At 41.3% G+C, this 24,326-nt stretch carries 11 protein-coding genes and 4 pseudogenes; 5 read left to right on the top strand and 10 right to left on the bottom strand.

What is annotated here, in order from left to right; all coding sequences use genetic code 11:
* Positions 1 to 85: 85 nt before the first annotated feature.
* From ACX27_RS26450 to ACX27_RS26430, 5 genes are all read right to left on the bottom strand, one after another.
* A complete protein-coding gene (locus ACX27_RS26450) occupies positions 86 to 874 on the bottom strand; it encodes an ABC transporter permease (RefSeq protein ID WP_062296826.1) in 789 nt (262 codons plus the stop codon).
* Between the two features lie 57 nt (positions 875 to 931).
* Positions 932 to 1,912, bottom strand: a complete 981-nt coding sequence (locus ACX27_RS26445) for an ABC transporter ATP-binding protein (protein WP_062296824.1) — start codon at positions 1,910 to 1,912, stop codon at positions 932 to 934.
* A 173-nt stretch (positions 1,913 to 2,085) separates the two neighbouring features.
* Positions 2,086 to 3,732: an ABC1 kinase family protein gene (locus ACX27_RS26440; RefSeq protein WP_062296823.1), complete on the bottom strand. Its 1,647-nt coding sequence runs from the start codon at positions 3,730 to 3,732 to the stop codon at positions 2,086 to 2,088.
* 31 nt (positions 3,733 to 3,763) lie between these two features.
* Complete coding sequence (gene yidD, locus ACX27_RS26435; protein WP_335337738.1) at positions 3,764 to 4,012, bottom strand: membrane protein insertion efficiency factor YidD; 249 nt, start codon at positions 4,010 to 4,012, stop codon at positions 3,764 to 3,766.
* Between the two features lie 120 nt (positions 4,013 to 4,132).
* Positions 4,133 to 5,197, bottom strand: coding sequence for a mannose-1-phosphate guanylyltransferase (locus ACX27_RS26430; protein ID WP_062296819.1), 1,065 nt, complete (start codon positions 5,195 to 5,197; stop codon positions 4,133 to 4,135).
* 117 nt (positions 5,198 to 5,314) lie between these two features.
* Between ACX27_RS26430 and ACX27_RS26425 the strand changes: the two genes are divergently transcribed.
* Together ACX27_RS26425 and ACX27_RS26420 are read left to right on the top strand one after the other, a co-directional pair.
* Positions 5,315 to 6,826 (top strand): LCP family protein, encoded by a 1,512-nt coding sequence (locus ACX27_RS26425; protein ID WP_062296817.1) that lies wholly within the window; start codon positions 5,315 to 5,317, stop codon positions 6,824 to 6,826.
* A 154-nt stretch (positions 6,827 to 6,980) separates the two neighbouring features.
* A complete protein-coding gene (locus tag ACX27_RS26420) occupies positions 6,981 to 7,487 on the top strand; it encodes a pentapeptide repeat-containing protein (protein ID WP_062296814.1) in 507 nt (168 codons plus the stop codon).
* A 150-nt stretch (positions 7,488 to 7,637) separates the two neighbouring features.
* On the opposite strand, the pseudogene ACX27_RS35880 reads toward ACX27_RS26420, so the two are convergent.
* Positions 7,638 to 11,181: pseudogene (locus ACX27_RS35880) on the bottom strand (GAF domain-containing protein).
* A 423-nt stretch (positions 11,182 to 11,604) separates the two neighbouring features.
* On the opposite strand from ACX27_RS35880, the gene murJ reads away from it, so the two are divergent.
* A complete protein-coding gene (murJ, locus tag ACX27_RS26410; RefSeq protein ID WP_062296813.1) occupies positions 11,605 to 13,209 on the top strand; it encodes a murein biosynthesis integral membrane protein MurJ in 1,605 nt (534 codons plus the stop codon).
* A gap of 254 nt (positions 13,210 to 13,463) precedes the next feature.
* Positions 13,464 to 13,976 (top strand): outer membrane beta-barrel protein, encoded by a 513-nt coding sequence (locus ACX27_RS26405; RefSeq protein WP_062296811.1) that lies wholly within the window; start codon positions 13,464 to 13,466, stop codon positions 13,974 to 13,976.
* Between the two features lie 271 nt (positions 13,977 to 14,247).
* Here the strand turns inward: ACX27_RS26405 and ACX27_RS26400 are convergent, their stop codons facing one another.
* Positions 14,248 to 15,972 (bottom strand): sensor histidine kinase, encoded by a 1,725-nt coding sequence (locus tag ACX27_RS26400; RefSeq protein WP_062296809.1) that lies wholly within the window; start codon positions 15,970 to 15,972, stop codon positions 14,248 to 14,250.
* A 572-nt stretch (positions 15,973 to 16,544) separates the two neighbouring features.
* Positions 16,545 to 17,808 (bottom strand): annotated as a pseudogene (gene metK, locus ACX27_RS26395) (methionine adenosyltransferase).
* 256 nt (positions 17,809 to 18,064) lie between these two features.
* On the opposite strand from metK, the pseudogene ACX27_RS26390 reads away from it, so the two are divergent.
* A pseudogene (locus ACX27_RS26390) lies at positions 18,065 to 19,023 on the top strand (glycosyltransferase family 9 protein).
* 541 nt (positions 19,024 to 19,564) lie between these two features.
* On the opposite strand, the gene ACX27_RS26385 reads toward ACX27_RS26390, so the two are convergent.
* The gene (locus ACX27_RS26385; protein ID WP_062296807.1) at positions 19,565 to 20,545 is read right to left on the bottom strand and encodes a PRC-barrel domain-containing protein; all 981 of its coding nucleotides are present in this window, start codon (positions 20,543 to 20,545) and stop codon (positions 19,565 to 19,567) included.
* A gap of 58 nt (positions 20,546 to 20,603) precedes the next feature.
* Positions 20,604 to 24,225: pseudogene (gene smc / locus ACX27_RS26380) on the bottom strand (chromosome segregation protein SMC).
* Positions 24,226 to 24,326 lie beyond the last annotated feature (101 nt).

Genomic DNA, 24,326 nt, shown 5'->3' with positions numbered 1-24,326 from the left:
TTGTAAAACTCTCAATTCCTCCGCGCCTCCGGTTACTGAGCACAGTCGAAGTATGTGTCTCTGCGTGAAATAAAAATATATTAGCTCACGCGCCCATTCCAGAGTATCGCTTCAATCCCGCCCGCCACAACAAACGGTTTGCGCCCAAAAATATCATTATCCAACCAATCATACATAAAAAACCCTGCGCTATATCTACAGGTAGTCCCACCAAAATACTTGCAGGGAAATCAATTAAATAGGGAAAAGGTGTAAATAAAACAATATTGCGTACAAATTCGGGAAACACATTTAAAGGTGCAACCATCCCCGATAAAAATAAAAAGAATAAGAACCAGAAATTTTCTAAAGCACTAGCACGTTCTGTCCAAAAAGCTAACACAGCAAAGGTGTATTGAATGACAAACCGCAAAATAAATGCTAACACCACTGCTAACGTAAATAGAAACACCTGCCCAAAACTTGGCAACCAAAAAGCCTGGGGATACAGTACAAAAAATAAAATTATTAGCAGTATGGTAAATGGTATCCGCGTCACTCTTTCAGCCAGATGAGACGCTACATGATGCCATACCGGGTCTAGTGGTTGTAACAATCTAGGAGAAAGTTTACCTTCTACTACTTCTTTTTCAAATTCCCAAATTACCCAAGCAACAGTAATTTGTCTTACTACAAAGACTGTTAGAAAATAACGAGAAAAATCCACAGAAGACAAACCAAATTTGCCTCCTTGTGCTGCTTGCATCCAAACACCCATAAGGATTATAGGTAAAGATCCAGACAACACCCATAAAATTAGTTCTGCACGAAACTCCATCATATAGGTGTTGTATACAGCCAAAAAAGTTAAAGTTTTTCTAATAAATTTTTTCATTTGTCATTTGTCGTTAACCAAGTTGTTTTATTTCTTTTCCTCAGCACTCAGCACTTACTAAACGACTCCCGCCTGAAATACTTTACCTATGACTTCTTCTATGGGCGGTTCTTTCACTTCTAAATCGATGACTTCTAGTTCTGACAAAATCTGAGATACTGTACGAGTGAGAGCTTCTTGCTGTACCATAAAACAGACAGCTCGCCCGTCTAAAGATTGCACATCTCCATAAGACTTGAGCTTTTCCCTTGATAAAGGTTGGGCTAACTCTACGTGAACTTCTCGATATGGTGCGAAGCGTTCTAACAGTCCATCTAAACTACCGTCATACATCAGCTTTCCTTGGTGAATTAATAATACTCGCTGACATAAAGCGGTAATATCAGCCATGTAGTGACTAGTTAATAATACGGTGGCTTGATAACGCTGATTGTAGTCTCGCAGAAAATCTCGTACTGCTACTTGAGCATTCACATCAAGTCCAAGAGTTGGTTCATCAAGAAATAAGACTTGGGGACGATGTAAAAGTGCAGCTAACAGTTCTGCTTTCATTCGCTCACCCAAAGATAGCTTGCGTACTGGTTGAGTCAGCTTTCCTTGGAGGTTTAGCATTTCTGTTAATTCTCTTAAGCGGAGAGAAAATTCTTGGTCAGAAATGTTGTAGACAGCAGCATTAATTTTTAAAGAGTCTATTGCGGGTAAGTCCCAGATTAATTGCTGCTTTTGTCCCATCACCAAGGTAATTTTTTGCAAAAATGCTTCTTGGCGTAAAAACGGAATATGTCCAGCTACTCTCACTGTCCCACTACTAGGATGAATCAGACCAGTGAGCATTTTGAGTGTGGTAGTTTTTCCAGCACCATTCGGCCCTAAAAATCCTACTACCTCACCAGGGGTAATTTCAAAGGAAACATTTTCAACAGCTTGAATTGAACGGTAGGTGCGGCGGAAAAAGTGAGTAATTGTCCCAGCGATACCTGGTTCTTTAATCGCCACCGGATAAGATTTACTTAAGTTTTCAACAAAAATATGCGGCATAAAATTTATCTTAAAACCTTCAAGGGACGATTTCAGCCACAAATATGGTTGTAATTTATGCTTCAACTGCTATATGTAGAATAATGATCAGCGTGCATCTGCGTCTATCTAAGGTTTTAAATATTTATCAGTATTATCCTGGAGATTGGTAAAGCCAAGGTAAAGCAAGTGAACTAACGTAAACGTCCCGATCGCAAAATACTAATAATCAACCACAATCCTAATAAACTGGCGGCGGCAAATAACACACTACTTAAAAACGATAGTTGCGTTGTCTGGGCTTTAGTGGAAATAATTGCTGCTCCCATAATCAGTGAACCTACCAAAATACTGAAAGAGAGGCGATTGGCTGCATCATCCATTGTGCGGCGTACACCATCTAATCCATGCAATGATAAATTCCAACGTAATGTCTCTGATGTTACACGATCAAGTAAAAGTTCAACTTGTCGGGGTGATTGTAATGATAAACTTTTGAGGTCGAGGGCGGTACGCAGAAGCGATCGCACTGGATTTTCACCGACTAATTGACGACGAAACAAGTCGGTAATTAAGGGCTTAACCTCATCAAACAAATTAATCTCAGGATTGAAAGCCCTGGCGACACCTTCTAAATTAGCTAGGGTTTTGGCATACAAACCCATATTGCTGGGCAATCTAATTTTATTGTTGCGGGCGACTTGCAAAATTTCATAAATCACTTGACTAAAATTCATGTTTGTCAAGCTGACATTATGATACTTTCGCAACATGCGATCGTAATCACTTTCCAGTCGCGCTAAAATTACAGGCTGTGGCGAATCTGCTAATTGTAAAGTTAACTGAGCGCATCGACCAGCATCTAAATCCACGATCGCCAACAACATCTCTGTTAAAATTTGCTGGGTACGGGGATCAAGTCTGCCCACCATTCCACAATCTAAAAGTGCCACCCGACCATCTTGCAGATAAAATAAATTTCCCGGATGGGGATCGGCATGAAAAAACCCATCAATATATAACTGTTGGAAAAATGCTCTAAATAGTAATGTTGTGATATTTTTGCGCTGGGTAGCAATATCTGTGCCGTTGTTGTCACCTGTCAACCTTGCTGACAATAAAGGCACACCATCCAACCATTCCATCACTAACAATTTTTCGGAAGTTAAATGCCAGTGAATCTCCGCCACGACGATTTGTTGCGGGTCAAACCAACGACCTTTAGATAAATTCCGGCGTAATTGGTCTGTAAAAGTCGCTTCTCTGGTAAAGTCTAGCTCTGCTTCTAAAGCTTTAGTAAATTCTTCTGCAATTGATTTAATTTCGTAAGTTTGCCCAAAATCAGTACGCGCGACTAAATCAGCGATCCCCTGAATTAAAGCAATATCTTGGGCAATAGTCGTATCAATTCCTGGACGTTGAACTTTCAAAGCGACTTCCCGACCATCAGCTAGTGTAGCGCGATGAGTTTGGGCAATTGATCCCGCCGCAACTGGTACAGGGTTAATCTTGGGAAAAACTTCTTCTAGGGGGCGTTTTAACTGTTTGCGAATAACTACTTCTATCTCTGACCAGGGAACTGGCGGTACTTCGTCTTGCAGTGTTGACAGTTCCTCAATGTAAGCTGCACTAAGTAAATCGGGACGAGTCGATAATAACTGACCAAGCTTGATATAAACAGGCCCCAAACTTACCAAAATATTTTTTAATACTGCTGGGGTAGGTAGCTGGGGTTCATCGGTTTTGCCACCAGTTAGTAGCCTCCGCATATAGTCCCAGCCATTACGAAGCACCACTTCAATAATTTCTCGTTGACGAGGAACAGTTTGAGTTAGGAACATGATGGTAAACACCTGCAAGAACGCAGAGAAGTTAAAAAGGTAGACAACAGGGAATTACAATACAGCCAGAGCTAGTTTTAGTTAAGGTTCTACTGGCCAAAGCACAGTCTTGAAATCTTTTTTGGGATGATTTTACAACTTCCATCAAACTTTGCTCACTTAACATTCTTTTAATATAAGTAGAACAAGATTCTCCACCGTGTAATTGCCGATGCGGGCAAGCAAAGCCTTTCACGGGAGAAATATATCTTTGATAAGCAGTGATAGAGTGAATTGCCATTGTCTTGGCCAGAGGCTCAAAGCTTAAAGTTTGCATAACTGTCAGTAAAAACAACAGACAGTCAAGTTATAATAAAAAAACTAGCTTTTAAGCCTCTGTCAAGGGTTTTAACTTTGATAATTACAGTAGGTTTGTAAAGCGCGGGTCATCTTGCAGGATTTTGAGAACCTGTTTAATTTCTTGGGTGCGTTCTTTATTAACGATGAGGGTAACATTGCGATCGCGCACAATCACCACATCTTCTAAACCAATAGTAACAATTACATCATCGGGATTAGAGGCATAAACAATCGCTCCTTGCGTATCTAAACCTATATGGGTAGCTAATTCTACATTGGGAGTCTCTTCCTTTTTTAATAAACGTTCGATCGCATTCCAATCGCCTAAATCATCCCAACCAAAATCTACCGGGAGGACGTATGCTAAATTGGTTTTTTCCATGAGTGCATAGTCTATACTCTTTTTAGGTAATTCAGGGTAAATATCAGGGCCGTATTGTTCCAGAGGTTTTATGATTTCTGGAGCATGGGTGTAAAGTTCCTCAAGAACAACCCCAGCCCGAAAGACAAACATTCCACTATTCCAGCTAAAACGTCCCGTAGATAAAAAAGTTTCTGCTAACTCACGGTTGGGCTTTTCAGTAAAGCGGTTGACATGATAAGCTGGCAACTCATTAAAGCTACCAATCTTTTCACCTTGTTCAATGTAGCCGTAACCAGTTGATGGAAAAGCAGGCTTAATTCCTAAAGTAACAATCGCTTTGGTGCTTGTTGCCAGTTGAGTAGCAGCCTTTAATGTGTCAGTAAACGCCTTTTGGTCAGCTATCCAATGGTCAGCCGGAAAAAAGCCTATAATTGCGTCTTCTCCATAACGTTTTTTAATTTCTAAACTTGTCCAAGCAACGGCGGCGGCAGTATCCCTTCCTTCTACCTCAATGAGTAAGTTTGGCGATGGCAGTTCGGGTAACTGTTGGCGTACACCTCCAGCTATCTGGCTGGAAGTAATCACCCACAAGGAATCCCAACCGTCTGCCAATGGGAGCAACCGATCAGCAGTTGCTTGCAGTAAACTTCTAGAACTGCCATCTAAGCTTAAAAATTGTTTAGGACGGTCTTTGCGACTTAGAGGCCAGAAACGCTCACCTTTGCCACCAGCGAGGATAACGGGGAACAAGGAATTATTCATGTTGTCATACACACCTACGCAAGAACACTACAAGTTTACTGTGAGCATTTACTCTGGCAAGATTTGTAGCTTGCATTAACATAACTTTTATGGAAGTGGTTGAGTGGGGAGAAAATTGTGATTAGAGAAGTTCAATTATCTGAAAATGAAGTAAAGTCTCAGCAAATACCGAATTTAGACTTGGAAAGCAAACCAGGTCAAATTCAACGCGTTGAAACTCAGGGAACGCTGCAAACTATCACAGATACCAGCACAGAATCGGTATCTCAAGAAGCATCAGCCAGTTCCACTCGTACTGTTGTAGAGTCAGTCAGTGCAATTCCCAACGAACTGTACGAGAGATTGGGCTTAAGTATGCCCCGCTGGCTACTGTGGATACTGACAGTAGTTATGGGGGTAATTCTCTCTGGACTTTTAGTTTCCACTTTGGCGCTGTGGACTCCCTTATGGAGCAATTTAGATAAAACCGATGAGGAACTAGGTTTTGCTGGTAAAGAAGAGCAGAAAGTCCCTTTACCTGGGGAATTATGGAGCAAAATTTCCCAATACCAGCTATCACGCCCCATGAATATTTTGATTATGGGGATTGAACCAGTCAACGGTGCTGTTGATGGTTCACCGGAAAGTTTTGCTGGGAAAAGCGACACCATGCTTTTGGTCAGGCTCAACCCCAGTGATAAATCCATTCGGGTGCTTTCCATTCCCAGGGATACAATGATCGCAATCCCTGAAAAAGGGTTAACCAAGCTATCAGATGCTAATCCCCAAGGCGGGCCAGTATTGGCAGCAAGAGTAGTTAGCCGCACCTTAAACAATGCGCCCATTGACCGTTATATTCGGATTTCTACCAGTGGCTTGAGGCAATTAGTGGATCAGTTGGATGGGGTAGAAGTATTTGTACCTAAAGCAATGGAATACCACGATAGTAGCAGCCAATTGAACATTAATCTAGTCAGTGGCTGGCAAACCCTCAACGGCGAACAAGCAGAACAATTCGCTCGTTTCCGGGAAGATGGACTAGGTGATTTACCAAGAGTACAGCGTCAACAAGCACTACTAGGAGCATTGATTCAACGCCTCAATAGTCCTACTGTCGTACCGAAATTGCCCCAATTAACCCGCATAATGCGGAAGTATTTTGATACCAACTTAAAGATAGAAGAAATGATGGCTTTGGTGAATTTCTCCGTGAACGTAGAGCGGGATAATTTCCAAATGACCACTGTTCCCGGTACCTTCAGCCGTTTTAGTAAAGACCCCAATAGCTATTGGCTGAATATGACTGGACAATCAAATCTCTTGAATAATTATGTTGGGGTAGATGTACCTGGACTTAAACCAGATACACGTCCAGTTTCTAACCTCAAAATTGCTATTCAAAATGCTTCTAATCAACCACAAGTTACGGAAAAAGTTATTGCCTATCTCAAAGAGAAAGGCTTTAAAAATATTTACACAACCTCAGATTGGCCTGATAGCCAGCGCCAAACCCAGATTATTGTCCACAGAGGTAGCCGACAACCGGGAATTGAGTTACAGAAAATCTTAGGTTTGGGTCAAATAGAAGTGTCAACATCTGGAGACTTGGAATCAGATATCACAATTCGGATTGGGAAAGATTGGAAATAGTCACAAGTTATTGGTCAAGAGTCATTAGTCATTTGTTACTATTTGTTTGACTCTTGACTATAAAGTTGTGAACAAGATTAGTCAGAAATTTTGAAGTTTGCTTGTTTCAAACTTCACTCAGTTTTCATAACTCAGTAGAGAGGTGCGTAAAGTTATGAAAAAGATTTGGCAGAAATTGTTAAGTTTCATTCTAATTCTCCTTTTAGCTGGCTTGTGGCTCATACTGAGTCCAAGACCAGCTTTTGCTCAAATTAATACCATCAACTACAGCAATACCAATTTAGAAAACCGTGACTTCTCCAATGCTGATTTAGCAGGTGTAACTTTTGTGGCTGCGGAAATGCGGGGTACTAACTTCCAAGGCGCAAATTTAACCAATGCGATTTTCACTAAAGGAGTTTTGTTAAAAGCTAATTTAGAAGGTGCAAACTTAACGGGTGCTTTAGTAGATCGGGTGACTTTAGATGGTGCTAACTTAAAAAATGCTAATTTTACGGAAGCTACTTTAACCCGTAGTCGTTTTTACGATGCTGATATTACTGGCGCGGATTTTACAGATGCGTTAATTGACCGCTATCAAGTTTCATTGTTATGTGAAAGAGCGACAGGGATAAATTTAACTACCGGAGTAGCGACACGCGATAGTTTGGGTTGTCGTTGAAGGATTGTCAGTATTCAGAATACAGAAGTCAGAAGTGGTCACAGTATGATGACTCAGAGTCTAGAAATATGAGAATCTCTGTCGATGAAAGCCTAGATTTGCCAAATATTCTCGATTCCGACTTCTGATTCCTGAATTATTAGAAAGATTTTAATCATGAGAACAGGGAAGTTCAATTAAAAATTCTGTTCCTTTTCCGGGAGTTGATGCACATTTAATTTGACCTTGATGTTTTTCGACAATGATTTGGTGGCTAATAGATAAACCTAATCCTGTACCTTTACCGGGTTCTTTGGTGGTAAAGAAGGGGTCGAAAATATGGGAAGTGACATCTTCAGGGATTCCCAGACCATTATCAGCGATTTTGATGACTACTTGGCGATCGCTCTTTTGAGTGCTGATCCAAATTTTTAAAGGTACTCTAGGACAGCTAGTTGAAGCTTGTAAATGCTGATTCCAGATAATTTTAAACTTATCTTCTAAAGCATCAATACTGTTACTCAGAAGATTCATAAATACTTGATTCAGTTGTGCAGGATAACATTCTACTAAAGGTAATGTGCCGTATTCCTTCACCACTTCAATATTAGGACGCGCCCTATTTTCCTTGAGGCGATGTCCTAAAATCAGTAAAGTACTATCCAATCCTTCATGAATATCTACAGCCCTTAAATCCGCTTCATCAGTACGAGAAAAATTCCTTAGTGACAGTACAATTTCGCTAATTCTTTCTGCGCCGACTTTCATGGAATCTATTGTTTTAGGCAAATCTTCGACGATAAATTCCAAATTCTGATTATCTATCTTTTCTTTAATATTGGGCAAATAAGAACTATATTGACGGTAAATCTGCAAAATATTTATTAACTCTTGAGTGTATTCATTTAAATGAATCAGATTACCAAAAATAAAACTAACAGGGTTATTAATTTCGTGAGCGACACCAGCGAGTAATTGTCCTAATCCCGCCATTTTTTCTCCCTGGATTAACCGAGCTTGAGTCTGCTTTAATTCACATAAAGTTTGAGTTAATTCTAGAGTTTGACGTTTGGTTTGTTCTAGTAATTCCGCTTGTTGAAGAGCAATACCTAACTGCACACCAACTTGCGCTAATAAATTAATTTCTTCATCTTTCCAATAACGTGGTTGAGAATTTTGATAAGCAACTAATAATCCCCATAAACGTTCACCTTGACGAATAGGCACAAAAGTCTCATTACGAGGTAATTTATCATCTTCATCTGTATCATCAAAAGTAGCTAAAACGAGTGGATTAACTTGTGTTAAAGGTTTCCAACCATCTTTAAAAGAATCAGCCACAAATTTCCCACTCCAATCATCATTAAAGCGATATATAGCAACTCGCTCTACTTCTAATAACTCACGTACCGCTTGAGTAGTAGTTTTAAAAATAGTTTTTACATCCAGTGATTGGCGAATTTTATCAATGGTTTCAGCTAATAATTTTTGCCTTTCCATTGATTTTTCGCGCTCATTGGCCTCTGCTAACTGAACGGCTTGAGTTTGAACTTTTTTTTAAATATGAATCTTGTTTTAAAGCCACTCCTAGTTGTTCAGCTATTTGGCTAACAAACTCAATCTCTGATTTTTGCCAGTTACGTGGAGTTTTACACTGGTGAATACATAATAATCCCCAGAGGATACCTTCTTGTAAAAGTGGAGCGACTAAATTAGCTCGTACTTGAAATCTTTCGAGAATTTCGACATAACAAGAGAGGAAATTGCCTTGATAAATATCAGTAATGGCATTGACTCTACCTTGAGCATAAAGCGATGCAAAGTTTTCGCTAAAACAATGATCATAAACTTTTTCTGCTACTGCCGAAGGATAACCATGAATTACATCTTCATAGATAAATTCTCCTTCCCAATCTTTTTGCAGATCAAACCGAAAAACGCCTACACGGTCAGCTTGAAGTAATTGTCGTACCTCTGTGACAGAAGTTTGAAAAATTGTATCTAAATCTAAAGACTCTCGAATTCGGGTAATAATGCTAGTTAAAGTTTTCTGCTGATTGGCTTGATAGCGAGCTTCATTTAATAGTTTGTTGTGTTGTAGAGCTACGCCTAAGTTTTCAGCAACATGACTCACAAATTCGATTTCTGAAGGTTGCCAATTTCTCGGTTTATCACATTGGTGAACACATAATAAACCCCATAAATTGCCCTGTTTTAGTAGTGGCACTACTAAATTAGCCCGGACTTGAAAATTGCCTAAAATTCTGGCATGACAAGCACTTAATCCACTATCATAAATATCAGCGACTGCTTGCACTCTGCCTTGTTGATAATGCACCGCAAACTGTTCACCAAAACAATAGTCATAAATTTTAGCAGCTACTACTGAGTCCCAGTCTGGCGCAACATCTTCAGAAATAAATTCTCCTTCCCAATCTTTTTGCGGCTCAAATTGAAAGATTGCAACTCGATCTGCTTGCAGCATTTGCCGCACTTCAGTAACAGTAGTTTGAAAGATAGTTTCTAAATCTAGGGATTTACGAATACGTGTAATCACACTAGTTAATGTTTTTTGTTGTTCTGCTTGGGCATTAGCTTTTGCTAGTAATTCATAATGTCGCAACGCTACACCTATTTGCGTACCAATTTTGCTCAACGATTCAATTTCATAAGGTTGCCACTGTCTAGAAGCACAATTTTGATAAGCCGCGATAATTCCCCAAAGTTTTTCACCGTGAATAATGGGCGCAGTGGCAAAAGCTTTTGCTTCAAATTGTTCTAATAAAATCACATGACAATTGGTTAATTTAGCTTCATAAATATCATTGGCGCTAAAAGTTTGGTTTTGAGCATAACATCCTCCTTGATTTTGTTGTAGGTAAGTATCGTTAATTACGGGTTGGACATTAACTAAAGGTGTGCAACCTTCAACAAATGATTCAGCAACAAACTCACCACTCCAATCAGGATTAAAGCGAAAGATGGCAACACGATCAGCTTCTAAGAGTTGGCGGATTTCTTGAGTAGTGGTTTGAAAGATGCTATCAATGTCCAAAGGTGAACGAATTTGATCAACGATTTGTGCGATTACTTGATCGCGCTGGGCTGCCTGTGTAAGTTTTGTTGCCTGTAGTTGAACTTCTTGAAGATGACTGGCTTGTTGAATAGCAATGGTGAGGTGGTCAGCAATTTGGCGGATAAATTCAATTTCAGCATCTTGCCATTGACGAGGTTTACTACATTGATGAATACAAATTAATCCCCATAGTTTTTGGTTTCTTAATAGGGGAACAATCAGATTAGCACGAACATTAAATCTATTCAAAATTTCTATATGACAACTACTCAGTTCAGCAGCATAAATATCAGATACTGCTTGTACTTTTCCTTGCTGATAATCGGCCGCAAATTTTTCACCAAAACAATGGTCATAGACTTTGGCTGCTAAAGCTGATTCCCATTCATCAGCAACATCTTCAGAAACAAATGCTCCTTCCCAGTTTTTTGTAGGATCAAATTGAAATATAGCTACTCGATCAGCTTGCAGTAATTGACGTACTTCTTTGACTGTAATTTTAAATATTGTTTCTAATTCTAAAGATTCTCTGATTCGGACTATGACACTAGCCAGAGCTTTATGTTGTTCTAATTGTTCTTGTAGTTGATTATTTGACAAGACAACTTCGGGTTCTGTGAGTGTTGATTTTGCTTCCATATTTTTAAATGGGTTGTTTGTCAGTCGAAGAACTTTAATACTCAATCTTCCTAATGCGGAAGACCAATGAGAAATAACATCAAGTACTAGGTTGCCCATTTTTGGCAGATAATCAACCATAAATGTCATAGATACACTAACAAGTTGAGAATTTAGCTAAGTATTGTGAAAAGCAATTTATTTAAAAGACTGACGATTTGAAGAATCAAGGATTTTGTAAGGGTAAGCCTTGAAAAATTCAATTGGTATGTAAAAGAACTTATGAGCATGTCAAAGTCAGGGAATGAAACCTTTTTGATTCCTGGCTATGTAAATGGTTTTATTTAAACTTTGGGTTTCTCTTAAAATTGACCTGACAGATGGCGAGATTTCAGGTTAAATATTGTCAGATATGCACTCTGCAAGAGTTGTCAGGTATTATTCGTGACTAATCAAGAACAAAAATCATCTCGTTCTTTCGCTGGGATTGCTGGCATTGTTGCCGCAGCCACATTAATTAGTAAAGTATTTGGTTTGATCCGGCAGCAGGCGATCGCAGCCGCTTTTGGTGTTGGTGCAGCTGCTACTGCTTATAGCTATGCCTATATTATTCCTGGCTTTTTATTGATATTACTGGGTGGTGTGAATGGGCCATTACACAGTGCTGTTGTGAGTGTTTTAGCCAAGCGCAAGCAACAAGAAGCAGCACCTTTGGTAGAAACCGTGACAACGTTAGTGGGTGGCATTTTGTTATTAGTAACGGTTGCCCAGGTTTTTTTAGCAGATACGATTGTTGATATTGTCGGTCATGGTTTGGCAGAAAATACAAGAGCGATCGCCATCCAACAACTGCAAATCATGGCACCGATGGCTTTATTTTCCGGCTTGATTGGCATTGGTTTTGGCACGCTCAATGCAGCTAATCAATACTGGTTACTTTCGATTAGCCCCTTATTATCGAGCATCACTGTAGTTATCGGTATTGGGATTTTGGCTTTGCAATTAGGTAAAAACATTATTCTGCCAGAATATGCCTTTATCGGCGGAATGGTGTTAGCTTGGGGAACCTTAGCAGGCGCAATTCTTCAGTGGGTGGTGCAACTAATTGTGCAGTGGCGGTTGGGATTAGGAACACTGCGGTTGCGGTTTGATTTTCAAGCCCCTGGTGTTCAAGAAGTCATTAAAATTATGACTCCAGCAACCATTTCTTCGGGAATGATGCCGATTAATGTTGCCACTGACCTTTATTTTGCCAGCCCTATCCCTGGTGCTGCGGCTGGCTTTAACTATGCAAATTTGCTAGTACAAACACCTTTAGGGATTATTTCTAATATTATTTTGTTACCTTTATTGCCAATTTTCGCCAAACTAGCAGAACCCGAAAATTGGCCAGATTTGAAATTACGTATTCGCCAAGGCTTATTACTCACAGCCTGCACTATGCTACCTCTAGGAGCTTTGATGGTGGTGTTATCTGTACCAATTGTGCAGATAGTATATGAGCGCGGTGCTTTTAAACAAGATGCTACACAGTTAGTTTCGTCGTTATTGGTTGCTTATGGGATTGGGATGTTTGTTTACTTGGGGCGTGATGTGTTAGTACGGGTATTTTACGCTTTGGGAGATGGTCAAACACCGTTTCGCATCAGCACTTTTAACATTTTGCTAAACATTGTATTGGATTATTTTTTTGTACAACCCTTTGGCGCACCGGGTTTGGTGTTAGCAACTGTGGGTGTGAATTGCAGTTCTATGTTAATGCTGTTATGGTTACTAGACCGGAAACTGAATGGTTTACCTTGGCGTGAGTGGAGTGTACCAATTTTTGGTTTATTCGGTGGCAGTGTAGTGACTGGGTTTGTCAGCTATGGGACTTTGTTTGGTTTACAGCAGTTGTTAGGTACAACAGGTTTAATAGTTCAGTTAATAGAGTTGTCAATTGCTGGTGTAGTGGGTTTAGTTGTGTTTGGTGCGATCGCTTCACTCATGAAAATCCCAGAAGTCAATACTTTTATGATACGGGTGCGTCAGCGTTTCTTCAAAAAATAATTCTTGATATCATGTCCGGCAAATCAGTTATGATTCTGCACATCTGTGCTGAAAGACAAAACTTTTCTTCCCCCTGCTCCCTGCGGTCTTGACGATAAGTCTTTTACTGGACACGATATGATTTAGTTCACCCAATTGGGTGAAGAATTTTTCACCCACTTGGCTACCTGAGTGTAGGAGGGTAAAACGAGTTAAAAAAGCGACCCTAGTAGTAGAGAGCATTGATTGCACTCAACTCTAGTGGAGAGAAACTTATGAAACTCAGAACTTTAACTACTTCTTTTCTCGTAGTTGCTTCTATTGTCCTCTCAGCTGGAATTGCTGCTGCTCAAACTGCTGGTACTAACGGTAGTTACATTGGTGCTGGTGTTGCAGCTGGTGCTACTAGTGGTGGACAAGGAAATGATGATGCTCAATTTGGTGGTAATGTCCAAGGACGTTATGCCATCCCCAATGCACCTGTATCACTGCGCGGAAGCGTGTTATTTGGTGGTGATACAACTGCCTTTATGCCTATTTTGACTTACGATGCCGCGATCACTAAAAATACTAATGTTTACGTAGGTGGTGGTTATTCGTTTTTGGCTGATGAAGGTCGCAACACCCCATTAGGTAATCGCAATGCACCTGTAGTCACTTTGGGTTTAGAATCGGAAGTTAGCAAAAACGTTATTGCCTATGGTGATGCTAAATGGGGCATTGACGCTTATAGAAACAGTGATGCTGATGCCGTTAGCTTCCAAGCAGGATTAGGCTATCGTTTTTAGAAAGTCTGAAGTGTGAAACCAAATCACAGGACTTAAATAGTACGACGAAAAGATGAGAGGTATGAAGTATACAGCGTATTTTGGGTAAACGAGGTACAAGCGTAAAACCCAAAACTCTGTAGAGACGTTACATGTAACGTCTCTACAGTATGAAGATGCGCCGAATGATATAACGAACCGCAAAGGGCGCAAAGCACACAAAGAAACAGCTAAATAAATTTAGCGCAGTCTCATAAAGAAACGGTATTAATACCTGCTGAATTATACTGTATCATTCTTTGACAGTCAGAGGTAGGCGTACTGTAAAAGTTGAACCTACTCCTGGCTGACTTTTCACAGAAATCTCACCACCCATCATCTGACAAAAATGACGACTGATGGCTAAACCCAAGCCAGTACCACCATATTTCTTGGTGGTGGAATTATCCCCTTGGATAAAAGGTTGAAATAATTGTTGCTGTTGATGATGAGTCATCCCAATACCTGTATCAGCAACAGTAAACGCAATTATCCCCAAGGGAGAGTCTGATAATGAGTTGGGTTTTTCATTTTTCACAGTGAGGGTAACTTTGCCGTTAGTCGTAAATTTAGACGCATTACTTAACAAGTTTAAAAGTACTTGTCGCATTCTTGTTTGATCAGCATACATTGTACCTAGCTGTTCGTCGTAATCTACTTCTAAAATATTGCCATTTTTTTCAATGGAAGGTTTAATAGTCAATACCAAATTATTAATCAGATTGGCAATTTCAAATGTCTCTGGATAAAGAGTCATTTTCCCCGCTTCAATTTTGGATAAGTCGAGGATGTCGTTAATCAATTCTAATAAGTGTCTACCTGCGGAATTGATGGTTTCTAAATCGGTAATAAAGTCTCCCGATAAGTTTAAATCTGTAGCGTCATCTTGCAGTAGTTGGCTGAGTCCAATGACTGCATTTAAGGGTGTACGTAATTCGTGACTGACGTTAGCTAAAAAGACACTTTTAGCTGTGCTGGCGGCTTCGGCTAGTTCTTTTGCTTGTTCTAGTTGTTTCGTGCGTTCTGAAACTCGCTCAATCAACCGATTTAATGATTTTGCTAATAAGCCAATTTCATCTTCGGTGGTAACGGGGGCGCGTAAATCAAAGTTAGATTTGCGGGCGACTTGTTCGGCGACTTGAGTAACTGTAATGACTGGTTCAGCGATCGCTCGACTGGTGCGCCATGCGATAATAGCTGCGATCGCTACCGACACCAGCATACTCACCATCACAATTAATCTTTCAACACCTTTTGCCTGTTCTACATCTATTTGCCTATCTTGTTCTTGATTTTCGGCAGTTTGCAGAATATTCGTTAATTTATCCGAAAGACTATCTAATTGCATGGCGGTTTCACCACGCATAATTTTTAACAACTGCTCTCGAACTACAGCAATTTGCTGGGGCTGTAGCGGCTGTTTATCAATTTCCTTTAAGACCGCTTCTATTTGGTCTACGTAAGATTTTAAGTTAATTGTATAATCTTCCAATAAAGCTTGTAAATTAGCACTGGTCGCTGCTAATTGCATCGGCTTTTTTTCGATAAAATTGTCAATTTTTCGCTCTAAATCTTCAGCTTTATTAACATTCCTTAAAAATTCTGTTTTTTTAGTGAGCAGTTGTTGAGAATCTTCTAATACTGCGACTAAATTAGAGCTATGTAATTGCGCTCCTACTACCGCATTTTTATAGTTAGTTAGTAGTTGGCGTTGTTCTTGGGCTTGATTAAACTGTCTAATTTCTCGTCCTCGGTAGTAATTGGCAATCACCAGACCAGTCAGTGAGCCGAAAAAGCCAATACCAATAGCTACAAAGTAGCCATAGCCAATTTTTTGATGTATCCGCCAAGAACTGGCTTTGAGTTTCCCACTGGAGGGAAATTCGATTGTGGGCAGTTCTTCGCTTGATGAATCTTTGGCTGGCATTTTTTTGCTTGCTGAATTACTGTCAATTGGGTTAGGCTTGTGAGTTTGCATTCCTCAAATCTCCTCGCCCTTCCGCAAAAATCGCCACATCAATTCCATCTTTAAAATTAAATTAACTGGTGATTAACACCTACACAATTTTTTTGTAAGAAGCAGCGTAAATAATTATTCTTTAAATAATTGCCATTACTTTATTGTATTTAGGTGATTTTGATATGAATGTATACAAAAACACAGGAAAATGATAAAATTCTATGTTTGCATATAATCAATACTTCTTTATAGTAAAGCTTATGCAGGAATTTTATCTTTAGCGTTAAGGTTTTTGAAACCTAGTTAATATCAGGTATGTTTTAACTATTAAATACACTGTACTTATTTTTAATCTTGTCTTGTACGATGGAAATACTTAAATGCCAGACAGATTAATTCATCTCGCATCTTAGCACCGATCAGTAGGATTCTCAAACAATTTTAGAATTTGGATAGCCTGAATACTAAAAAACCTCTGCCTTGCTACTATTCAAGCAATAGGAAGACAGAGGAATTTATATATGTAGGGAGTGTTGACTGTGTTTTACTCCCGATTTTGCTCAGTCTGCGATTGTAACTCTGTTAGAGTGCTAGGCGATCGCAGTTGAACGTAAATGAGAAACTGCTTGCTTCAACAACTCGGCCTTGTCGATTTGTTCCCAAGGCAAGTCTAAATCATTCCGTCCCAAGTGACCGTAAGCCGCGATGTCCTGATAAAAACGTCCGCCTCTTTCACTTGGTAAGTTACGTAAATTGAAAGCATGAATAATTCCTGCTGGACGTAGTTCAAAGTTTTGTTTGACTAATTCCAACAAAATTTCATCATCCACTTTGCCAGTCCCAAAGGTTTCTACGAGAATACTGACTGGTCTAGCTACACCGATCGCGTAACTCAACTGCACTTCGCATTTTTCTGCCAAGCCAGCCGCTACAATGTTTTTGGCTACATAACGAGCTGCATAAGCCGCAGAACGGTCTACTTTTGTGGGGTCTTTGCCAGAGAAAGCGCCACCGCCATGACGGGAATAGCCGCCGTAGGTATCAACAATGATTTTTCTGCCTGTCAAACCAGAGTCACCTTGTGGCCCACCAATCACAAATTTACCTGTTGGATTGACTAAAAAGCGAGTTTCTTGATCAGGCTTGATGTCAATATCACTAAAAACAGGCTCAACCACTGCTGTCCAGAGGTCTTGCTTAATTCTAGCTTGCACTGCGGCTTCATCAGTGATTTCCCCAATTGTAGCTGTGTGCTGTGTGGAAATCAGGATAGTATCAATGCCTACAGGTTTCCCATCTTCGTAGACTACGGTTACTTGAGTTTTACCGTCAGGACGCAGGTATGGTAATTCACCAGTTTTGCGGACTGCTGCCAGTCGGCGGGCAATGCGGTGCGCCAAACAGATGGGTAAGGGCATCAGTTCTGGAGTTTCGTTACAAGCAAAGCCAAACATGATACCTTGGTCGCCTGCCCCAATGGTATCGAATAGTTCATCACTATCCTGTTGGCGGGTTTCTTGGGCAACATTTACACCTTGGGCAATGTCAGGTGATTGTTCATCTAATGCTACAATCACGCTGGTGCTGTTAGCAGAGAAGCCGTTATCTGCATCAATATAGCCAATTTCAGCGATTTTTTTTGCGAGCTAGATGCACATAATTGACATTAGCCTTAGTAGTAATTTCACCAGTAATTAATACCAGACCAGTATTAACTACTACTTCAGCAGCTACGCGACTGCTGGGGTCTTGTGCCAGTAAGGTATCAAGAATCGTATCTGAAATTTGATCGCAGATTTTATCTGGATGACCTTCAGTTACTGACTCGGAGGTAAATAAATAGCGTCTAGACAAAGAAATTTCCTCCTGTGAGAGTATAATCACTGACTAAATGAAGTATTTAGTTCAGCTAATTATTTCTAGAATCATACCAATCTTGACACATTCCGTAGTAAGTGTATTTTTATATTTTTAAGAAGAGATAATCAAATTTGGGTATTTGTAAAGGAATTAATAATTAAATATTTGGGAAGGTCAGCACTGTCCACTCCCTAATCTTTCATACCTATATTCCCCTAAAATAAGGAGCGAGTAAGCGTCAATAATTATTATGCGAGTAGTAGCCCTTGTACCTGGCGGAATTGGCGACCAAATTCTCTTCTTTCCGACTTTAGATAGTCTGAAGCGTGATTATCCCGACGCTCAGATAGATGTCGTTACGGAACCCCAGTCAAAGGCTGCCTATCGAGTGAGCAAGTCTGTTCACGAGGTACTGACCTTTGATTATAAAGATCGTAACAGTCTAGCAGATTGGGGTAACTTGGTAGGCACAATGCGCGATCGCGAGTATGATGTCGCCATTGCTTTTGGGCAAAGCTGGTTAGTGGGACTAATGCTCTGGTTAACAGGGATTCCCATGCGTATTGGCTTTCAAGGCAAAGGAGCCGTGTTTCTGACTCATACTGTGCCGTTTAATCCATCTCAGTATGTAGCGGCGGCGTATCACGAGTTGCTAAAACCATTGGGTATAGCCACACCCGTACCAGAGTTAGCAGTAAATGTCCCGAAACCCGATATCGACTGGTCACAAAACGAGCAAAAACGTCTAGGCGTAAATGACACAGGCTACGTCTTGATTTATGGAGGGGTTGATTCAAGCTCACGGGCGAAAGGTGCTGAGAAAATCTATCCGGTTGAGAATTGGCAGCCAATTATTCAAGAATTTCAACAAAAACAGCCAGATATGTCTGTGGTTGTGATTCAAGGTGCTGATGATGAACAGTTTGTGCGATGCTCCGCGAATCCTGTCCGGAAATCAAAGTCACATCTCCTGATAATACAGGTAAGTTGACAGCTATGATTGCTGGTGCAAACCTGATGCTGTCTACCGAAAGTGCGCCATTACAGTTGAGTGTTGCAGTTCAGACTTATACCATTGGTTTGTTCGGCTCCTCAGATCCAGGTAAACTGTTACCAAAAAGTGAAAAATTCCTCGCCATTAAATCCCCCTCTGGGAAAGTAGCAGATATTTCACCCACAACAGTTTCCGAAAAAATCTGGGGCGGCTAATTTCATTATTAACTTGTAAGCTAAACCACATCTAGTTTGCATAACGGAAATGCCAATAACTCTTGTGGGGTGGGCATTTTGCCTGCCCTAATTATGCAATTTAAATGTGTAATAGCTTACCAATCATGTAGAGATGTTGTATACAACGTCTCTACAACAGTAATAAATTAATACGGTTTCGTTAAGATAATGAGAGTTAATTTCTCAATTTCTACTCTACCTATCAGAGCATAAGAAAGATTTGGGGGATTCTCCCCCACGCCCCCGATTGGGGGACGGTTGCGTCCCCCAAACCCCCTCCAAAATCATTTTTACGTTTTTTGTTGAGTTATAGCGTCTTTGCGGGGCAGTCCCTACTCTGCAAGAAGCCGAGCGGAGGTTGAATGCCACGAATATTAAGACTTTTTCTCCTGGCTGCTTGGTGAGCAAACTTGTACTGAGCGCAGCCGAAGTAGCCGAACCACTGCCTCCTGCCTTCCACTACAAATGACAACACACCAGAAAAATTAACCCCTCCTGATAACTTAGGAGGGGTTGAAAATTAATATCCGCCTTCTTCTTCGTATTCTGGCTGTCTTTCTTTGACTTTCTTGGGAATGTTCACGGGTTTTGGTGCATCTTCCCAAGCATCACCTTCTACATCGTCGTCATAATCATCGTAATCGTCGGTGTAGGCTTTAGTTTCGTACTTGGGCGGTTGTTGATATCTGTCGCCGCCTGTGGCTTCACTCCAGTTATCTTCTTCTTCGTCTTCTTCGTAGCGGATAGACTCATATTGTCGCGCTCGCATGACTTCGCGCCTTGGTCTTTCTTCTTCTACGTAGTCTTCGTTCCATTCTTCTTCCCGCGCTACTGGTTCGGGGGTGCGAACTTTTGGCTTGGGTGGCTGTAAAGGTGTTCCACTAGGTAGCTGATTCGGTGGTGCAATTGTGCGTGGTGCAGAATAACCATATTCTTCTTCTGCATCGCGTTCCCAAGGTGGTTTGCCGATACCTAAACGTTCTAAAACGCCTACTGTTAATTGGGTTGTACGTTCTTCGGCTCCTTCAAACACAATTAATCTGCTGGGGCCTGTGCTAACAACTTCGTCGATGGAAATTTCGTAAGTGCTGAGAAATTGGTCGGGAATTTGTGGTACTCCCAAAGAAGCAATAATGATCGAGTGCAGTTTGCCTGAGATACCGTCAAACTTAAAGCCCCGGACTCTACCTAAGACTTCACCTGTTTCTGTAATTACTTCCCAGTTAATCAGATTACTGAAAGCTTCAATATCAATATCTTCGATGACATCTTCGTTATCAACCAGAATGGCATCACCAATTTGGTTGATACTACTAAGGTACATATAGCGTGGCAGTCCAGAGATAGAGATCAGGCTGTCTCGTAAACCAAGAGCCACAACCTCCCTTTGATCAATATCAACCCAGATTTGATTCACAATCCCCAACCGCTTGGCGTTGTCGCGGGTAATCACCTGGGTATTTAATAAGTCGGAACGCCTAATTATCTGTTCAGAGGTCATTCTATACCGAGTCCTGATCTCGAATCCGGTTTATCTATACACTATTATTAACAAAGATTCAAGCAGATGTATTCGAGGATGTTAACTTAATTCCCAAAACTTGGGTATAAGCGCCTCGTGCTTGAGTAACGCCAATGGTGCGTTCGGCTGATTCTATCATCGGACGACGCAAACTCACAACTATGAACTGTGCCAGTTGTGCTTGTTGTTTGATCATTTTAGCCAATCGTTCTACGTTTGCCCCGTCTAAAAACATATCTACTTCATCAAAGGCATAAAAAGGTGATGGGCGGTAGCGTTGCAGGGCGAAAATGAAGCTTAAGGCGGTGAGAGATTTTTCACCCCCAGACATAGAAGCTAGTCTTTGTACGGGTTTACCTTTGGGGTGCGCGACTAAGTTTAAACCACTGTTAAAGGGATCTTCAGGATCATCAAGTTGCAAGTAGCCGTCGCCTTCTGAGAGGGTGGCGAAAATTGATTGGAAGTTTTCGTTCACTGCGTCAAAAGCTTCTTTAAAAGCGCGTTGTCGCAGTGTGGTAAAGTTTTCAATTCTTAATAATAATTCGGTGCGTTCGGCTTCTAAGGTTTGTAATTTTTCTGTGAGTTCTTGCAGGCGGTTTTGGGTGCGTTCGTATTCTTCCAACGCCAGCATATTTACAGGTTCCATTGCTTGCAGGCGTTTAGAGAGCGATCGCAATTCTTTCTGCAATTCTTCTAAATCTACCTGTTCTGGTACTTCCGGTAAAGGGCTAGGCAATTCTGGGAGTAGTTCTCGCAATTGATTTTGCAAAGTTTCTATTTCTTCACGCCGCTTCTGCTGGGTTTCTTGGAGTTTTTCCAGTTCCCATTCTAATTGTTGCTGACGGAGTAAATGCGATCGCACTTCTTGTTCTATCGCGTCACGTTTTACCTTTTCTTCACCCAAACTCTTTTCCATTTCGCTGAGTTTGGCGCGAGTTTCAGCTATTTGAGTGCTGAGTGCTGTGTGTTGGGTGCTGAGGGTTTGGAGTCTATGCTGAGAATTTGCTTGTTCTTGATGATACTGAGCAATTTTTTTGTTCTGCTTCTTGGATGCGTTCTTGTAGGCGCTGTTGCTGATTTTCCAAGTTTTTCAGCCGTTGTTCTGCTTCCCGTAATGCGGATTCCCGTTGTTGTAATTGTTGCTCTTGGGTTTTAATTACCGCTTGGATTTGCTGCCATTCACTAGGCGTTTGTGATGCTTCTAATTCTGCTAAAGTGTGACGCAGTTGTTGTAATTGCGTTTCTTGCCCTGGTAGTTCTTTATCTAAAATTTCTAGGCGCGATTGGGCGGCGGAGAATTTTTCGGTATTTTGGGCAAGTTGCGATCGCGTGCCTTCTAATTGCGTCGTTAAAGCTTTAATATCTTTTTGTAACTGTTCTAATTGCAATTGCTGTTCGCGGCGTGCTTGGCGTGCTTCGGTGAGTTCTTGGCTGAGTTGTTTGGTTTTGCTGGATAAAGAAGCGATCGCATCGATACAACGATCTAAAATTCGTTCAATATCTACCAAGCGATTTTTCAACGCGATCGCTTCATCTGATTCTGCCGCTTCCCCTGTACCGAAGCGTAATGCTGAACGCTGATTTGTACTACCACCAGTCATTGCGCCACTGGTTTCCAGTAATTCCCCATCTAGGGTGACGATGCGATATAAACCGAGGTTTTTCCGCGCCTGTTCTAAATTGGCGAATACAACCGTGTTACCGAAGACGTAATTAAACACATCTTTATAACGGCGATCGCACTCAACCAAATTCACTGCATAATTAACAAAGCCATTTGCTAACCGCAGCGTCGCATCTTGGGTAATTCTCGGAGCCTGAATCTTATTTAAAGGTAAAAATGTCGCTCTCCCGGCGCGTTTTTGCTTGAGTAATTCAATCCCAGCCGCAGCTATCCCATCATCATCAACAACGATATGTCCCAACCTCGCACCCGCCGCAATTTCTAACGCCAACTGATAGCGGGGTTCCACCCGTCCCAAATGTACCACCAAACCACAAACCCCAGGCATCCCCGACTGGATAATCACCTTACTAGCTTGTGTTCCTTGGACTTCTTGTTGTGCTTGGGTTTGCGCCTCAATTTTATCTAACTGGCGTTGTTTTTCCCGTTGTTCATTAGAAAGCCGCTTTTGAGTATCTTGCTGAATTTGTAATTCCTGTTCTGTGGCGGCGAGATTTTGCGCTAAATTCTGAATGGGTTCACTAGAATTATTAAACTCTGCCTCGACTCGCGCACATTCAGCTTGTTTTTCTGTCAACTGTGGCTCTAAAGTGGCAATTAACTGAGTTTGTTCGTGAATTAATTCTTGTAGCTGACTATTACGTTCTCTTAATTGTGCTTGCTCTGTGCGTTGCGGTTCCAGAGTTTGCAGTACAGTTTCAATTTGACGGTTCAGTGCAGTTTGTTGCTGTACCCAAGCTTCCGAGGCGGTGGCGATTTCGGCGGCGGCTTCACGGGATTTTTGTAGTGCTTGTTCTGCCTCATCCCGTTGCTGTTGACAATATACAATTGATTGCCGTTCGACATTTTGGGTTTCGGCAATTTCTCCCAAAGCTTGCTGATGCTGTTGGATTTCTTGCTGTGTTTGCACCAAGCGTTTAGCGGTTTCTTGGGAACTTGTTTCTAATTCTGTTTGCTGACGCTGGAGTTGCTTGCGTTCTGCTTCTTGGTTAGCGAGAGTCGCTTGTACTGCTAACAGTTCCTCTTCACCCAAAGACTTTACATAAGCATTGAGTTTTTCTAATTCCGCCGTTTTTTGCGTAATTCCGACATTTAAAGTTTCTAATTGCAGTGTAAGGTCATTATGAGAGCGATCGCCATTTTGAATTTCCGTCGCTAACTTTTCTTGCTGTGCTTGCAGCGAACGCCAGGATAACACCGCTTCCCAAGATTGCTTGTGCAGATATTCTGTCCGTAGCTTTTGATATTTTTCCGCCTTCGCCCTATCTTGAGAAAGGCGATCGCGTTGTGCAGTTAACTCTGTCTCAATAATCCGACAACTATCTTCCTTCTCCTTCACCTCATCTAACGTACCCTTAGCTTGGTGAATTTTGCGATCGAACGCCGCCACCCCCGCCAACTCATCAATAATTTCTCGCCTTTCCCTAGCATTCATCGAGATAATGCTAGTAACGTCCCCTTGCAACACTACGTTATAGCCTTCAGGATAAATCCGCAGATTCTCCAACGCCTCATGCAACTCCGTCAGCGTACAAGCCGCACCATTGATATAGTAATTTGACGTATAAGTTCCCTGATGAGTCACCCGCAACCGTCTTGTAACACTCCATTCAGTGCTGAGTGCTGAGTCTGTATCGAGTGATTCCTCCAATTCCTCCGAGCCTTCCTCACTCCGCGCCTCTGCGTCTCTGCGTGAGATATCCTCCCCCGTCAAATCAAACGTCACCGTGACGCTGGCTTCCACAGATGCGCGTCCCTTAGCCGTTTGAGTATTATTTACCAAATCCGGCAAGCGATCGGCTCGCATTCCTTTAGAACTGGCAAGTCCCAAACAAAACAACAGCGCATCCAAAATATTCGACTTACCGGAACCATTTGGCCCAGATATGACAGTAAACCCCGGCAGCAAAGGGACTGAAGTAGTACCGCCGAAGGATTTGAAGTTGGTAAGTTCCACGCGCTTGACGTACACCATAGTAGGCGCTGGTTCACTGGGCTAATGGCTAATGAAGAACAAGTGTATCAATTAATGAAAATTTAGCAATAGTTTCGCATAGAGAATTTAAGAATTATCGT

The organism is Nostoc piscinale CENA21 (genome assembly GCF_001298445.1).
In the GTDB taxonomy this organism is placed as follows: domain Bacteria; phylum Cyanobacteriota; class Cyanobacteriia; order Cyanobacteriales; family Nostocaceae; genus Nostoc_B; species Nostoc_B piscinale_A.
Note: the sequence above shows the minus strand (reverse complement) of the source record. Positions and strands in the feature narration are given on the sequence as shown.